Annotated in this window: 17 protein-coding genes; 7 read left to right on the forward strand and 10 right to left on the reverse strand. The window is 37.8% G+C overall.

The window, feature by feature from the left end; translation table 11 throughout:
* Nucleotide 1 precedes the first annotated feature (1 nt).
* The gene (locus tag NYE28_RS09105) at nt 2-1015 is read right to left on the reverse strand and encodes a hypothetical protein (RefSeq protein ID WP_342490392.1); all 1014 of its coding nucleotides are present in this window, start codon (nt 1013-1015) and stop codon (nt 2-4) included.
* 266 nt (nt 1016-1281) lie between these two features.
* Between NYE28_RS09105 and NYE28_RS09110 the strand changes: the two genes are divergently transcribed.
* The 3 genes from NYE28_RS09110 to NYE28_RS09120 are packed head-to-tail and all read left to right on the forward strand — an operon-like array spanning nt 1282 to nt 4150.
* Entirely contained in the window at nt 1282-3168 is a 1887-nt protein-coding gene (locus tag NYE28_RS09110) for a T7SS effector LXG polymorphic toxin (protein WP_342490393.1), read from the forward strand.
* A 12-nt stretch (nt 3169-3180) separates the two neighbouring features.
* Entirely contained in the window at nt 3181-3639 is a 459-nt protein-coding gene (locus NYE28_RS09115) for a YrhA family protein (protein WP_064115748.1), read from the forward strand.
* 25 nt (nt 3640-3664) lie between these two features.
* A complete protein-coding gene (locus NYE28_RS09120) occupies nt 3665-4150 on the forward strand; it encodes an SMI1/KNR4 family protein (RefSeq protein ID WP_342490394.1) in 486 nt (161 codons plus the stop codon).
* Between the two features lie 234 nt (nt 4151-4384).
* Here NYE28_RS09120 and NYE28_RS09125 read toward each other — a convergent pair whose 3' ends face one another.
* The gene (locus NYE28_RS09125; RefSeq protein ID WP_076982784.1) at nt 4385-4474 is read right to left on the reverse strand and encodes a putative holin-like toxin; all 90 of its coding nucleotides are present in this window, start codon (nt 4472-4474) and stop codon (nt 4385-4387) included.
* A 242-nt stretch (nt 4475-4716) separates the two neighbouring features.
* Between NYE28_RS09125 and NYE28_RS09130 the strand changes: the two genes are divergently transcribed.
* The 4 genes from NYE28_RS09130 (at nt 4717) to NYE28_RS09145 (ending at nt 7624) form a co-directional block, all read left to right on the forward strand.
* Complete coding sequence (locus NYE28_RS09130) at nt 4717-4920, forward strand: hypothetical protein (RefSeq protein ID WP_113766224.1); 204 nt, start codon at nt 4717-4719, stop codon at nt 4918-4920.
* 127 nt (nt 4921-5047) lie between these two features.
* Nucleotides 5048-5821, forward strand: a complete 774-nt coding sequence (gene yunB / locus NYE28_RS09135; RefSeq protein ID WP_342490395.1) for a sporulation protein YunB — start codon at nt 5048-5050, stop codon at nt 5819-5821.
* Between the two features lie 227 nt (nt 5822-6048).
* Nucleotides 6049-6381, forward strand: coding sequence for a YolD-like family protein (locus tag NYE28_RS09140; RefSeq protein WP_064778347.1), 333 nt, complete (start codon nt 6049-6051; stop codon nt 6379-6381).
* On the forward strand, nt 6374-7624 hold the full coding sequence (locus tag NYE28_RS09145) for a UV damage repair protein UvrX (protein ID WP_342490396.1): 1251 nt from the start codon (nt 6374-6376) through the stop codon (nt 7622-7624). The genes NYE28_RS09140 and NYE28_RS09145 overlap by 8 nt, the downstream gene beginning before the upstream one ends.
* Nucleotides 7625-7655: 31 nt before the next feature.
* On the opposite strand, the gene NYE28_RS09150 is transcribed toward NYE28_RS09145, so the two are convergent.
* The 8 genes from NYE28_RS09150 to NYE28_RS09185 form a co-directional block, all read right to left on the reverse strand.
* Nucleotides 7656-7838 (reverse strand): hypothetical protein, encoded by a 183-nt coding sequence (locus NYE28_RS09150; RefSeq protein ID WP_021493634.1) that lies wholly within the window; start codon nt 7836-7838, stop codon nt 7656-7658.
* On the reverse strand, nt 7828-8964 hold the full coding sequence (locus tag NYE28_RS09155; RefSeq protein ID WP_342490397.1) for a Rap family tetratricopeptide repeat protein: 1137 nt from the start codon (nt 8962-8964) through the stop codon (nt 7828-7830). The genes NYE28_RS09150 and NYE28_RS09155 overlap by 11 nt, the downstream gene beginning before the upstream one ends.
* 141 nt (nt 8965-9105) lie before the next feature.
* On the reverse strand, nt 9106-9384 hold the full coding sequence (locus NYE28_RS09160) for a hypothetical protein (RefSeq protein WP_225045979.1): 279 nt from the start codon (nt 9382-9384) through the stop codon (nt 9106-9108).
* Nucleotides 9385-9721: 337 nt separating this feature from the next.
* Complete coding sequence (locus NYE28_RS09165; RefSeq protein ID WP_014417851.1) at nt 9722-9973, reverse strand: phage holin; 252 nt, start codon at nt 9971-9973, stop codon at nt 9722-9724.
* A 12-nt stretch (nt 9974-9985) separates the two neighbouring features.
* Complete coding sequence (locus NYE28_RS09170) at nt 9986-10357, reverse strand: hypothetical protein (RefSeq protein WP_342490398.1); 372 nt, start codon at nt 10355-10357, stop codon at nt 9986-9988.
* 106 nt (nt 10358-10463) lie between these two features.
* Entirely contained in the window at nt 10464-11507 is a 1044-nt protein-coding gene (locus NYE28_RS09175) for an N-acetylmuramoyl-L-alanine amidase family protein (RefSeq protein ID WP_327942370.1), read from the reverse strand.
* Nucleotides 11508-11678: 171 nt separating this feature from the next.
* On the reverse strand, nt 11679-14228 hold the full coding sequence (locus NYE28_RS09180; protein WP_342490399.1) for a peptidase G2 autoproteolytic cleavage domain-containing protein: 2550 nt from the start codon (nt 14226-14228) through the stop codon (nt 11679-11681).
* A gap of 13 nt (nt 14229-14241) precedes the next feature.
* Nucleotides 14242-15057 (reverse strand): hypothetical protein, encoded by an 816-nt coding sequence (locus tag NYE28_RS09185; RefSeq protein WP_342490400.1) that lies wholly within the window; start codon nt 15055-15057, stop codon nt 14242-14244.
* Between the last annotated feature and the right edge of the window lie 87 nt (nt 15058-15144).

The raw sequence follows: 15144 nt of genomic DNA on the forward strand, positions 1-15144 counted from the left end.
TTTACTTCTTTTTTGTATAAGAAGCCCACCATGGATTTACTTCTTTCCTGTGAAAATTCACATCGATAGGAATTAAATTGCTTGTCTGATTTCCTCCACCGTACTCTCTAGGTAGTTGATGATGAATCTCAAATTTTACCCAAGTTTTTTTGCCGTATTTTTTATCATACCAGTTCCTATATGCTTTGCGTTCTGTAGTTCCCCATTTTACTCTTTTATCGCTAGGCACCCATTTAATAAATGCATTAGATGGAGCTAATATATTTAATCCTGATTGCTTATCTGTGTAATTGGAGGGGAAAAACATTCCCTTCATATTCGTTAGGTATAATCCTTCAGTCCAGGATATCGTTCTAACAGTTGGTTTTTTCCCTGCCCAAGTAGCAATTGCGCCGCCAGTATACTTCCAAAATGTTGTTTTGTTTACATTAATAAATTGATGAACTTCCGATCCCTTTTTCACTTGAGTCCCTACAAAGGTCTTTCTAATAGAATGGGGGCAAGTAAACTGTTTGTTATAATAGCCACTCTTGCATAAACCCTGATGTACTTCTGCTGACGCAGGAGGAATTCCTACTATTTTTGAAATTTCAACTCCGTGCATCACTTTATTAACTTTTCCACCTAAAAAAGTGTGACTGAAATAGATAATACTTTTTGCTTTTTTCTCAACAGTTTTCCGTTGGTTTTCAGAGGTGACTTGTCCAGATGATGTCTGATTACCATCTTTGTCATAAGCTATATAAGTTTGGTATGAACGTTCAACATCCATTCCTTGTTCCTTGGCGATTTTTTGCAGCTTACTTTCTGATCCGGCTAATTCTCTTTTAGATGAATCGGTGTTTTGCGGTTTTTCATTTACTGTTGAGATACGTTTGTTAAGGTCAATGCCAGTTGCATTATTGTCAGTGATTTCTTTGTTTGCCGTTGCCTTTACATCATAGAGGGGATAGCAAGAGAATAATAAAGAGAGAGCTATTACAACTAACCAAATGCTTTTTGACACATACTTCATAATGGTTTTACACTCCTTTTTCTTCTGTTTAAACCTGTTATGAGTATCTGAGGTGTAAATAAATAATATATTTTACAATTAATACCTCCTTTCGTGAGGATAGTATCACCTTTTCCATTTTTTATCAACTGAATTAAGCCTATTTTAAGATTTTGTTAAAGTACAAATCTCCTAAGAAAGAGACCTTCAACAAAACGAAGAAGCTCTCCTTACATGTGATTTAATGTGGTAAAATTTAGATAAGATTGAGTGGGAAGGAGACGGATATGAAAGTATTTGAAGCATCCTCGTTAATTTCAGCAGCTGAAAAGCGAGCAAAAGAATACGATCAGATTAGAGAACAATTTATTAATCTCAGAAAAGCATTTCAAGGAATGGCTGATTTAGATGACAGTGAGTTTTCGGGCAAAGGTGCTGATAACATCAAAGCATTCTTTCAAGACCACGCCGGCGTCACAGACAGCTGGCTTGATCTGATCGACATGAAAATTGCGTTTCTTAACAGTATTTCAGGAAAAGTAACTGATGCGGGACTGTCCGATTCGTTTGTGGAAGAGTCATTTTTAGAACATGAGTTGATTCATGCGAAGAATAAATCAAAAGCCATCATGCAAGAGCAACGTAATGAAATGAGGGATATTCTTAATGAGATAAGTGATATCATTCATCTAGATGTTTTCTCTACAGAGGATGTCGATCAAAAGCTGGATTCAGCAGACAAGAAACGGGACAATACCATACACAAGCTCGGAAAGCTCGATCATGATCTAACGAAGGAATACGCAGAAACCGAGGCAAACGAACATTTCATTCAAGCAGATTTTCAACAGCTCCAAAATGCCACGGGTAAGGGGAAAAATGCAACACCACTTCACTATAACGCCAAGGCGTACAGAGAAAGTGACATACATAAGAAAAAAGGCGAGATTGCAAGACACTCAGACACATATTTAACGTTTAAGAAGGAAGAAGCGAAAGAGCGGGAGATCAAGGAACTGAAGAAAAAGCTCGCTGACGGAGTAACTGATCCGGATGAATATTTGGAAATTGCGAAGAAGATCGGCTATGAAAACCTTGAACCTTCCCAGCAGCAATATGTCATTCAGCTTGAACAAGCAAAACAGCTGGAAGAAGCCGGAGAAGTGACTTGGGATATTTTAAAAGGTGTAGGCATAGGGGCGTATGATATTGTTAAGGATACGGTAGTTGGTGCCAAAGACTTGGCAGTTGGTACTTGGGAATTTTCACAGCTTTCTGATGAGCAGAAGCTATTAAAAATAACTGGTACCATAATTGAAACACCTACTTATGCTAAAATTATTTGGAAAGACTTATCTGATTCTTGGAATGATAAAATGGTCAATGGTGATGCTTATTCGAGAGCGCACTATATAACTTATGCTGTTGGAAGTCTTGTTGGATTAAAAGGTGGGGGCTCTATTCTTAAAGGGTCAAGTAAGTTAGCTACAACTGGAGCAGCCAAGGTTGATAAAGTCTTAGGAGCTGGAGAAAAAGCAGTTACTAATAGCGTAAAGACTGGAATTCATAAAGGGAAAGTCTTCAGTAATTCTTTTTCTATAAATAATAATCAATTGGCATATGCAGGTATCCTTCAGGATATAGAGAATACTCATAATGTTAAAAACACATCAATATTAAAAGAAGCGATAGACGAGAAGAAGAGTGTGCTTTATAAATCAGCTGGTAGCGATGACTTTATAGGAACATTAAAAGGTGAACAGGTTCTTTTGAAAGATGTTAAAGTTAAGGAAATTAGTTACACAAAGAGAAGCCCAGAAGATACAGCAATACTTAGAAGAAAGTTCAACAGTTCTATTAAAAAACAATTTTTAAAAGGTCTATCAAATGACCCTAATAAAGTTAAGAAACTCAAGAAGGCTGGCTTAACAGATAAAGATATAGCCAGAATGAAAGATGGTCTCAACCCTAAGGGATATCAAGTTCACCATAAACTTCCTTTAGATGACGGTGGCACAAACGATATGGATAACTTGATCTTGATCAAAAACGACCCTTACCATAAAGCAATAACTAATGAGCAAAATTCATTAACAAAAGGTTTAACACCAGGAGAAACAAAGAAAATTAATTGGCCTATTCCTAATGGTGAAATATATCCAAGTGAGAAATAAGGAGGCAGTTTTATGTGGATGAATTTATTGGAGGAAATTCGAAAAACTGAAGAAAAGTATGGAGATGAATTGAATTCTCCTGTTACAGACAAAGAATTAAGAAATTTTGAAGAAGCAGTATTAGGTAAGTTCCCTATAAATGAAATTCCTTCAGGATATAAAAAATTTCTTCAAACCGTTAACGGATTAGATTTTAATGGCTTGGTAATCTATGGGCTGGATAAAATATTTTTGGAAGAAGAAAATGATGAAGAAGTTTATGGTTTTATTGAAACAAATGAACAATGGCACGAAAATGACGAACAGAAAAAATACCTGTTTTTTGGTGATTCAGATACAGCTTGGTATTGCTTAGATGTGATTGAGAATGAATATTTGGAGCTTGATAAACCCTCTGGAACGTTGATGAACAAATTTGATGATTTTAACACCATGCTAGCTGATGCATTGAAATTTAGCTTAGACAATTAAATAAAAGTAATACAAAGGTGTGGATATGTTAATCAAAAAGATTGCTTCTACATTAGACTGTCGGTTGTTTGAAGCTGATGGTCTCCCAGTAATAGACGAGAAGCATCAACTACCAAGAGATGTTAGTGAATTTTATGAGCAATGCGGCGGAGCAGTTTTATTCGAAAATGCGGATTATCCAATATATATAGTAAGTCCACATGAGTTTAAATTGGCTAACCCCGTTATTGTTGGAGAACTTTGTGAAGAAGATATTTCATCCGAGTGGTATATTGTTTGTACGGATGGAAAAGGAGAATATCTGACAATTGATTTAAATGAAGATCGTAAAGGTAAGTGTTACGATAGCTTTTTTGATCGACATGGAATTGTTGGTGAAACACAGGTAATAGCCACTTCATTTACTGATTTAATACAGCGATTGCTTGAGAATAAGGGTAGGCACTGGTATTGGTTAAGGGGTGAATTTATATCATTAGGCGATGCGTATGATGGTGTAGAAATTGAATAATCCAATAAACAAAAGTTTTGCAAATCATTTCAATGGTTTCATTTAATGTGTTATAATCAAACTGTAAAATACAGACTGGTTACAGTGTATTTCTTTAATAAGAAATGCATAAAATAAAAAGACCAGGGTGTTGGTAGCACCCCGGCTCTGTACAAAAAGCTACCCATCAAAGGGCTTGCTCAGCAGTTATTCGTGATAGACCTGTCCCTTCAGGATTCCAGTCTCAAGGGAGGTCTATTTTTTATTTATATACGTCAACAGAGCGATTATAAACGACCCAAATGCAAGCATTAACATTAATGCCTGAAATGTTGACATAAGCATCACCCCCTTTCGTAGGGGATGAGCAAGACTCCCTTGAGTGAGCAAACTTAATGTACAGGAATCATTATACACTAATTCCAAATATATGTCTGTGATTGTAGGAGACAAATTACCAAGCTGAAACAGTCAATTGAAAATCAAAGTTTGATGATTAAGACAATATCATGTAACCTTTATTGTATAAGTGCATCTTGGCTCTTATAATTTTAAATTGTTGAAATTAACTAAAGGAGAATCTGGCGTTGGAATTTACTTTAGCTAAACAGGTTTTAAAGTTTTCATTAACAAGTGGCAAAAGGGCAGAAATAAATGTGCCACCAGTGCTCAATAAACAAGACATTAAGATATTAAAAAGCCAATTAAGTGTTATGGAGATGCAAATAAAAATATCTAATGAAGACATGAAAAGAAAAAGGATTAGAAAAACGAAAATAAGCAGGATATAAAAACAGCCCATTATTTACGTGATCCGAAAGAAAAATAGTGCTTCATGCCGTAGTTTTTAAGTGTGAAAATAAATTACTATGTCCCCCCTTACAAGCATACATTGTGATATGTAAGGGGGGATTTTTCTTGCCTAGATACCGAAGAGCTCTTCGCAAGAGAGGGCCTTTGCCTTTTCGGTATGTGCTGCTTCTGTCGTTTGCTTTTTTTATCATGTCGACGGTCATCAGCCTTTGGATGATCAACTCCTCAATCAAACCGGTGCTGATGAACATCGGAGAAATGGAAACAAAACGGGTGGCGACAGAGGTCATTACGGAATCCATTGAGGAATACATGTCTCACAGCGACAATGTGAAAGATATGGTCGATATGAAAACGGATGAAAACGGAAAAGTCACAACGATGGATTTTAATACACAAATGGTCAACAGTATGAAGGCGAAAGTGACAAAGCAGCTTCAGGCTCATCTGAAGGAAGCGGAGTCGAACAATAAGCAGCGTGAAACAGAAAAAGGCGCGAAAACGGCCGATGAAATTATGATCGATATTCCCTTAGGGCAGGTCACGGGAAACAGCATTCTCGGAAATCTGGGGCCGAAAATCCCCGTGCGCTTTAACCTGATCGGTGATGCGTTAACTGATGTGAAAACAAAAATAAAGCCGTACGGCATTAACAATGCCCTGATTGATATCAGTATTTTCGTGGAGATTAAAGTGAAGGTCATTATTCCGTTTGCCAGTAAGACATCGGTCGTGACAAATAATATTCCGGTCTCCATTAAAGCGATTCAAGGAGAGGTGCCGCAGTTTTATAATGGAAGTGGAGGATCAGGTGTGACGCCTTCCATTCAGCTGCCGAATGAAAAACAAGAGAAATCCGGAGCCGATAAAGACAAATAAAGACACACAGCTGCCAGAAAAGAATGCGGCTGTGTGTTTACTTTTCCTGCGGGTTTCTTTTCGTTCCCATGTCTTTTGGAGAGAATTCAATGTCGCGACTACAGCAGACCATAAGGATATTTAATGAATAGTCATTTCCAACAATTACATCGAACTATTGTTCTTATTTATATTGAATAAAGAACATTTGTTCTGTTAATATTAGATCAATAAAGGAGTGATTCAAAATGCTTAGAGATCGAGGGGCGATCAAATGGACTTCCATGATGCTTCCAGAACATTTAACGCAATTAAAACAGGACTTGTTAGATGTTTCGAAAATGGAGAAGCCATCTTTAGATGAACAACAAATTGAGGAGATTGACATCTTGGTTTCTGAAGCAATGGCATTGAATAAAGAACTGAAGTTTAAACTCTTTAAAGAAGGAGTTGCCGAGGATTTAATCGGTACAGTTCAATATCTCAATTACGAACAACACAAATTACATGTAAAAGATCATCACGATCAAACCGTATACATCACCATGAATGACATCATAGGAGTTGCTTACAATGATTGATTACTCACAGTTTCCACGTAAAAATATACTTTGTGTAGATATGAAATCCTTTTATGCTTCGGTTTCAGCTGTAGCAATGGGATTGAATCCAATGACATGTTATCTCGCTGTAGTCGGAAACACGGATAGACAGGGAAGTGTTGTCTTAGCAGCGTCTCCTGCACTTAAAAAAGATTATGGAATCAAGACTGGCTCCCGGTTATTTGAGATTCCAGATGATCCAAGAATTCACATAGTAAACCCGCAAATGAAACTTTTCATCAGAGTTTCAACTGAAATCACTAAATTGTTTTACAGGTTCGTTCCTGAAACATGTGTGCACACGTACTCAATTGATGAATCTTTTTTAGATGCAGGAAAAGAAAATCCTGAAGTCATGGCAGAAGCAATTCAGAGCAGTATGAAGAGAGAGTTCGGCTTAGTTTGTACTGTTGGTATTGGTGACAATATGCTACTGAGTAAGTTAGCTCTTGATTTAGAGAGCAAGAAAACAAAGACTGGGATTGCACGGTGGAGATATGAAGATGTTCCTAAAAAGCTTTGGTGTGTTCATCCGTTATCTGAAATGTGGGGAATAGGAGGGAGGATGGAGAGGAATTTAAACCGGATGGGGATATCAACTGTTGGCCAATTAGCTAAATATCCACTAGAGCTGCTTGAAAAACGCTTCGGCATCATGGGCAATCAGCTTTATTATCATGCCCATGGAATCGACCTTTCTGAAATTGGAGCTCCTTTGATGCAGGGGCAAATAAGCTACGGGAAAAGTCAGATATTGCTTAGAGACTATACGAAGAAAGAGGATATCAAGGCGGTTCTCTTGGAGATTTGTGAAGAGGTTGCACGAAGAGCACGGACACATAATAAAGTAGGGCGTACGATCAGCTTAGGAATTGGTTACAGTAAAGATGAGTTCGGCGGTGGCTTTCACAGAGCTAAAACAATTGATTTACCTACAAATATTACAATGGATATTTATCGTTATTGCTTGATGTTGTTCGATAAGTTCTATACAGGAAAAACAGTAAGAAGTATTTCAGTTACTTTATCCAATATTGAAGACGATGTGAATCAACAATTAAGTCTGTTTGAAAAGGATAATGAGAAGAGAAGGAAGCTTGGATTTGTTATGGACGGGATAAGAAATAAATATGGATCTAAAGCGATCTTGCGAGCTGTTTCATATACACCTGGTGGAACAGCATTGCATAGAGCGGGTTTGACTGGTGGACATAAGTCATAAAAAATACCCCCATAAGGGGGTACCAAAACATTTATGCGGTTTGCCCTCTACGTTCCACTGAGAAGTCACTATGGTGATCAAGAGCAATTTGGATACTGGCTGTGTGACCTCTTCGAGCTTCCTTTAAAACCTTGTGGTCGTCAAGAAAGTGATGTCCAACAATGCCAAGTAAGATAACTAAAAAGATAAAAGCTGATGCAAATTTAAATTTCATAAAGACAATCCCCTCTCTGAATTTGTTTTCGGGCATAAAGCACTTTCTCATAAAAGGCGGTAGCTACTTTATGGTCTTCATTTACATTATAATACATAGCTGCATCAGTCGCTAGGTCTTCCACATCTGAAAGCATAGCTTTTGATTCTAAGTAATCTAAGATTTTAAAAAGTCGGTCTTTGTCATTCCCAACGAATAAACCCATAAGAAAATCAAACATTTTTCCTAATACTTCATCGTTCAATTCCTTTGATAGCATAAGACCTTGTTCACAAACTTGTTTTCCCTCAACCATGTTGAACAATTTAAAGTGCGTTTTTGCCAACATTAGAAGTATGTCTAGTAGTCGGCTAGAATTGTGAAGAGAATTACTTTGATAAATTGAGACGCCTTCTTTAAAATACTCCAATGCCTTCTCCATATTTCCTGTTGTAAATGAGCATAAACCGAGATTGTACAAAGAAGAACCTATTAACCGTGGCATATCAATTTCTTGTGCTTGTTTTAATGCATTCATGAAATGTGGTATTGCTTTTTCTGGATACTCCATGTCTAAATAGTTCAGGCCAATGACAAATGAACATTGAATTACTCTTATTGAGTAAGTTTCGTGCGCTTTGTAGGTTTCTATTGCTTGAACAATATGGTGCATAGACATGTGGGTTTGCTTCATGTGATAGTACACTTCAGCTACCTTATAGTGAAATTCAGCTCGCTCTATTTCATCGGGGACAACGGCTAACTTCTTTTCAGCTCGGTTGTAAAAACTTATTGCCTTAAGATATTCGTATTGTTCAAATTCATACATCCCATGAAAAAAGTTAAAATAATATTCAAGAATTCCTTTTAGATCACTTTGTTTACTTTCGATCTTTTCTAATAAGTCTGAAACTTTTGGGCGTTCTTCATTCATGGTTTTTGGTTCAAGATAATCAAGCATTAATTGATGTCTAAAACACATGAGCGAATAATACAACAATAAATCTTGATCTTCTTCCATATGCTCTATTTCTTGTTCAACTTCATCCTTTAGAATTTCTGCATCTGCAACACTGAACAATCTTATGTATTTGTACCATTCATTGATTTTTAAGCCAACTTTTGAAGAAGAGATCAATTGCTCCAAAAAAATCACCCTCCTAGCATTTCGTCTGATTATGTAATATTTTATCATAATGTAATAAGTTGGGAAGGGTGTTTTGTCTTATTTATCAATTTAGATATGAATTGCGAAAAAAATACCCTCCTCGTTAGAGAAGGGATGTGATCAGTTTGCTGTTGCTTTTAGAGAAGCAAGCCACTCATCTAATGTTCCAGTGAAACCTTGTTGAACGGCTAATTCATATGCTGATTTTCCATCTTTACCGGCAGCGCCAGTAGCACCTTTAACCCCGGTTGCACCTGTAGCTCCAGTGTCGCCTTTTTCACCTTTTAATGATGCTAACCATTCCTCTACAGTTCCTGAAAAACCATTGTCTACTGCAATATCATAAGCAGACTTCCCAGTGACAATTGAGACATTAACCATCGGATTGAAGAAACTCATTTATGCGCCCCCAAAAAGTTATATGTTATTCCTGACTCAGAAATTTTAAAGCTTGTGATAGGTGAATCATGAGCGTCCATTTGAAAGCCTTGCCCAGCTCTTAAATAGATAGGATCACCACCATTGATTGATACGTGGCATTCCTGATCATTCGAAAAGCTGAACTTATAGAAAGAATATTTAATCGTCCAGGTTGCAGGTGGGGAAGGGATCACTTCATGGTTAGATTCTGACTGCTCAAGCATGGGACTCCCGATATATCCAGATCCTATTTGCATGATCAAAAATCATTCCTTTCTTCTTGAAAATGAAAAAAAGGGGAGATAAACTCCCCAAGTTATTTTGGTTCTGTATATTCCATTGCTTGATCACTATCTGAGATACCTGTAGTGGTTGGATCCACTACAATTCCCATGGCAGTTAAAAATGTTAACAGTGCATTAAATTTCTCAGTGAGATCATCACTAAACACAGAAATATCGTATCCAAAAGCAGATGCAATTGCTTGTGCAAACAAAAGAGTTGCAGAGAAGATTGCAACCAGGAATGTTTTCTTTTTAAGTCTTACTTTCCAGTTAATTTTAGTCATTAAATCGTCTCCTTATAAATTAGCTAATTTGGTGATATCAACACCGGCAATCTCTGCGCCAAGCAGTATGAGGATAATTAAAACTAAAATCTTTAATGTCTTGCCAAAAGTTCCTTCTAACAAGCTCTGAAGCCATTTTGTTTGCGACTGATTAACTTGCTGAAATTCATTTCTTAGTCCAGCTATCTCAGTGGTGAACAAATTTTTTGTTTCAACAAGATTTTTTTCTTGATTCTCAACAACAGTGGTAAGCCTAATGAGCGATTCACTTGTTGTTTTTTGTGTTTTCAACATGATTTTTCTATCTTCTGCTTGTTCTTTAAGACGTTCTTTTATATGAGCGACCTCGGTCTTTAAAACTTCATAATTTTCTTTTTCAGCCACAATGCAATCATCCTCCATAAAAAATAGGAGGTAATGTCACATCACCTCCTAAATAATCATTAATACACTTTGAGCTACAATCATCCTCAAAGATATTTAAATATATTTAGATTTTTGATCCAAACTGCCCTGAGATGTAGCCGCGTTTACCTTTATAGATCACTTCCCAGTAACCCTTAGCATTGTTTGAACCTTTCACTGAGCCAGAAATGTTGACGGTATCACCTAGCTCCACAGTGCCGAGGTTCTTCGCTTTGTTTTTATCGGGTCTGTCCATAACGATTGCAGCGCTTTTTACACCGACAATTTTAATTTTGCCTACAGATTTGATACCACTGCTTTTAGGCTTAGAAGTGGATTTAGGCTTTGGGGTTGATTGTCCAAGCTCAGCATCGCTTTTAATATATTTCACATTTACGTATCCGCTGTATGTAGCACCTTTGGAGTTTGTATATTTGATATATCCCCAACCGTTTTGAGTTGATCCCTTTTGATATTGGACAGTGGAGCCTTTAGGAAGAGCGAGTACAATAGAGGAGTTTGCATTGCGTTGGGTTCTCACATTAAGACTGTCAGCGATAACTGTGTTCTTAACATAAGAACCATTTGTTTTAACCACTTTTGTTGGCTTTGAAGATGAGGAAGAAGTATTTCCGCCGAGTGCTTTCAACTCAGCAGCAATAGCAGCTTTAACATCATTCCAACGTCCTTCATCAAGAACTCGATGCGGGCAATACTTGCCAGACCAGTCTTGATGCTTTTTAACTCGATCTACGCCCCAGCCACGTTCTTTAAGGAGTTGTGCAATAAACTTAATAGCCAACGCTTCAGCTTTTCTATAGCGTTCTCCGCCCGACTTGGAGTAGCAAACTTCAACACCGATTGACTTGCGGTTTCCAGTCCCGTATTCACCATCACCACAATGAAAAGCATTTCGGTTTGTTGGGAGTCCTTGAACTACCTCTTTATCGTCTACAGCGAAGTGATATGATACTGTTTCATTATTATTTCTCATATAACTGATCTCATTATTTGCGCTTGCGTCGTTTGCTGTATTGTGGAAAGTAATATACTCAGCTGTCATAGCATAGGGGCCTTTGATTGAATATTTTTCTGGGGATACTAACATTTGTCTCGCTTGAATAGACATATTAAACATCTCTCCTAAAATTAAATTTGAGCACAAAAAAGAGAGAAGGGGACAAATCCCAATCTCTCTTTATCTCACGTATGCTCTTGTTATCTCTGTTTTTGAATGTTGTAAATTGAATAAAATTTATATTTTAACTAGAACATAACCACCTCCTTTAATTTTGAGGGATTACTTAATTAAGCAGATGGCAATGCCATAGCCAAGCTTGTCTGAATATGGGGTTACAATCTCCATAGTCTTCCAAGAGTAAAACCTGTCTTCTGTTTTTGTGCCGATGCCATAATTGCCTTCAATCCGATCTCCAACAGAAACGGTGCTGTCCACCTTCACATAAACCTGTCCAAGCAATCCTACTATATTCCATTCAGGCCGTTCTTCACGAGGGACGTAATCTATTTTTTCAATCCACTCAGGGTTTACTTTAGGCAGTTTCTTAACATCACCGGTTTCTGGGTTGACCACATCTTCATATATGTATCCACCGAACTCATTCTTTAAATATCTACCTTGCCAGTGAATATCAGCTCCGCCTAAAATAGTTCCTGCAGTTTCGGAGATTACTCCGTGTACATCTTCACCTTTTCTCGCTGGGCGAATTTTAGCTCCTTCAAGAGTGACAATTGTTCCTGTCGGAATTGCTTTTCCGTCAAGGCTTTCAAAATACTCAGCGTAATCACTAAAGGTGGCTCCGCCATTCATCTTTCCTGCAGATGTTATATCCCCATTCATGGAGTTTAGCATCCATTTAATATTTGCTCTGGATGGAGTAGCGCCGTATCCGCCAACCACCATATAGCGATCATTTTCACCAAGTTTTACACCGCCAGAAGCGTGGATTTCACGTGATACATTTTGCCCCTCGATATGAGAATCATTGGAGTTGTAAACACCGCTACGAGATCCGTCTACAGAGCTTCCGCCTGATGAGCCAAAAACGTTGGTTCTTGTTCCCTTTGCAACGCATCCTCCGGTAGTGGCTCCAACTAAAGTGGCATCTCCAAGAGCTTGAGGTTCACCCGATGAAGCTAATACTGCACTAGTATTTGTTTTAGCATAGCCAGAAGTCGTAGCCCCGCGTAGACCGCCCTTGAAGTTATTCGGGATAAACGTGTAGGCTTTTCCGGCAATTTTACTGGGGGTAGCATATTGTTCGCACATTGCAGCGCTAATATTGGCTTGTGAGTTAGTGCAGTAAATACCTATTGAACCTGCTTTGTTTGTTCCCGTCATATTAACGTTATTGATATTGACTGAGTCAACTCTACTTCCCACAGCAATACCCACTAAAGCAGACTGGTTAATGGCTACATTCGAGATGTTTACATTGTCTGATTTTTGAGCTCCGCCAATTACATAGATATCGTTACTTGCTGTTGTAAACCCTGAAACAGTAATGTTGCTTAGATTAATATTTTTGCTCTTATATTGAGTAGAGATTACTGTAGTATTCTTGTAATCATATGTCGGGTCACCAATTGCATTGAAGTTTGATACGTTGACATTTCTATAAGCGGAAACAACAAGTGCGCGAGGATTTAAACCTTGATAAAGGTCACTGAAAATAGGATGTTGTGCAGTGCAGTTAACAACATTAATGTCAAATGCACTTGTGGAGATTTTTTCGGAGGCTAGGTGGAAGCCAATATGTCTAAAGTCGAAAGCGCGGATATCATTTTCGGAATAGCAGTTTATTAAGTTTACGTTTCTTGCTGCAGGTGCTCTGTTGTGAGCTTTGACTTCAAAACCCCTGCAATTTTTTCGACTATAACAGTTCACAAGCCACACGTTTTTAGAGCCATCATCAATTTCAAAGCCGTTTGAATTTGAAGCTCCTTTACTATGTGCGGATCCATTAGCGTCATAAGCATAACAGTTAGTGAAGAAGATGTAATCAGAATAGTGAGTTGTGAAGCCATCATCACCATAATTAGTTGCAGTACAATTTTCAATCCAAACATATTTGCTTCCGTTTGGCTGATAATGATCTGCTCCATCGGAAGAAGAATTCCAAACAGGGGAGCTTACATCAAAACCGTGTACGCCTGGATTTCGAGCATTGACGTTTCTAACTCGAACAAATTTAGAGTTAACAATGCCCACACAGTTTGCATTTGTGCCGTTTGTAATGGTGTTATCCTTTTTGTCTAAATTCCAATCGAGGTCTAAGTCTTCAATTAAGATATATTCGTTTCCGTTTGTGTAGTCGCTATTGGTTAACACACAAGATGTTCCGGCAGCAGTTGGGTGAAGCTTGATAATAGACCCTGACCCAACACCGTAAAGTCTGACATAAGAGGGGATATGCAATCCTTGAACCATGTAAACCCCTGCCGGAACAAAAACCTCTCGTTTTCCACTTGCAAAGGCAGTTTTGAAAGCTTCAGTGTCATCAGTAACACCATCACCTTTAGCTCCAAAATCCTGAACATTGACACTTCGTCTGATAAATTCATTTAGGACTTTATCAACAATTGTTGCACCGGATGCAGGGATTTTTGAAATGTCTCCAATAGTGTTTGTGATATCTGTTAAGCCAGAATCGACTGTACTTATTACGTTTTTAATATCCTTAGAAGCTTTATCAAAAGCCTCTTGAATATCGTCTGCAGTATATCTAATATTATTTGATTTTAACCCTATAGCATCAATGGGTATCCATTGCTCTGTTTCTTCGTCCATATAACCCATTGTGTTTACGGGAATTAAGTTGTCGTTCAATATATACTCCTCCTTATCCTTTTCTAATCCAAACCATACTTCCGTCAGGGGGTTCTACAGAAGGTTTTATCCTCATCTTTTTGGGAGCATTGTTCGTTCTCAACCATACTGACCTGATGTTGTAAGGCTCTACATAGCTAGAAACAATGTTGAAACCATCATACTTATCTGAGACGCTAATATTTATCCAGTCAAAACCATCCCATCGATATTCAATGCCTGTTTCTTTTACAGTGACAGTCCAACCAATTTGAGGGGAAGGATAAGTGCTTAATAAATCCTGATAGGTGTACACAAACGGCAAGTAAATCTTCCTAGTGTTCTCAACTACATACTCATAATCTGATGTTGCTTGTCTGCACCAATTTGTTATTTCAACACATCGCTTGGTGACACGTTCACATTCAGCAATACGTTCGTTGATACGAATAATGGCATCTTCAGCATCATCAATTAAGCCTTGAAGTGTTTCAATGACCATATTTCCTTGCCGTTTAATCCAAATTCTTGAGGCAGGGAAAAAAGATGCACCTTCTCCTTGATATGTAAAAGTAAGTGATTTACCTTCATTTGAATCATTGAAAAAGACAACTCCCATAAGGTATTCAACCTTAAAGTAGTTGTCTTCTAATTCACCATCTTCAATTTCTCGCCATTCCTTGCTGTCACCACTAACTTTAACTCTATACTCGGGGTTTGGTATTTCAGTAAGTACGGCTCGACCGTTATAAACGGTTAAAGTTTCACTGTAGCTTAAATAAGGATCATCGATTGAACCTTTCCTTTTCCGAGAAAGGATGGGGTTGTTATAGAGCTGAGGAAAATCCAAACTAAATTCACCGTCCTTTCTTATTGTGTAATTGATTTGAGTACTTCTTCTAAGTATGCGACTCTTTCTTCTAAGCTCTGTAGTCTG

The organism is Bacillus sp. FSL R5-0443 (genome assembly GCF_038608285.1).
Lineage (GTDB): Bacteria > Bacillota > Bacilli > Bacillales > Bacillaceae > Bacillus > Bacillus velezensis.

What these genes read in the sequence shown, in the direction of transcription:
- NYE28_RS09160 (WP_225045979.1), bottom strand. Translation starts at nt 9,384, where the DNA reads ATGAGTTTCTTCAATCCGATGGTTAATGTCTCAATTGTCACTGGGAAG.
- NYE28_RS09165 (WP_014417851.1), bottom strand. Translation starts at nt 9,973, where the DNA reads ATGACTAAAATTAACTGGAAAGTAAGACTTAAAAAGAAAACATTCCTG.
- NYE28_RS09140 (WP_064778347.1), top strand. Translation starts at nt 6,049, where the DNA reads ATGCTTAGAGATCGAGGGGCGATCAAATGGACTTCCATGATGCTTCCA.
- NYE28_RS09105 (WP_342490392.1), bottom strand. Translation starts at nt 1,015, where the DNA reads ATGAAGTATGTGTCAAAAAGCATTTGGTTAGTTGTAATAGCTCTCTCT.
- NYE28_RS09110 (WP_342490393.1), top strand. Translation starts at nt 1,282, where the DNA reads ATGAAAGTATTTGAAGCATCCTCGTTAATTTCAGCAGCTGAAAAGCGA.
- NYE28_RS09150 (WP_021493634.1), bottom strand. Translation starts at nt 7,838, where the DNA reads ATGAAATTTAAATTTGCATCAGCTTTTATCTTTTTAGTTATCTTACTT.
- NYE28_RS09145 (WP_342490396.1), top strand. Translation starts at nt 6,374, where the DNA reads ATGATTGATTACTCACAGTTTCCACGTAAAAATATACTTTGTGTAGAT.
- NYE28_RS09175 (WP_327942370.1), bottom strand. Translation starts at nt 11,507, where the DNA reads ATGTCTATTCAAGCGAGACAAATGTTAGTATCCCCAGAAAAATATTCA.
- NYE28_RS09120 (WP_342490394.1), top strand. Translation starts at nt 3,665, where the DNA reads ATGTTAATCAAAAAGATTGCTTCTACATTAGACTGTCGGTTGTTTGAA.
- NYE28_RS09125 (WP_076982784.1), bottom strand. Translation starts at nt 4,474, where the DNA reads ATGCTTATGTCAACATTTCAGGCATTAATGTTAATGCTTGCATTTGGG.
- NYE28_RS09115 (WP_064115748.1), top strand. Translation starts at nt 3,181, where the DNA reads ATGTGGATGAATTTATTGGAGGAAATTCGAAAAACTGAAGAAAAGTAT.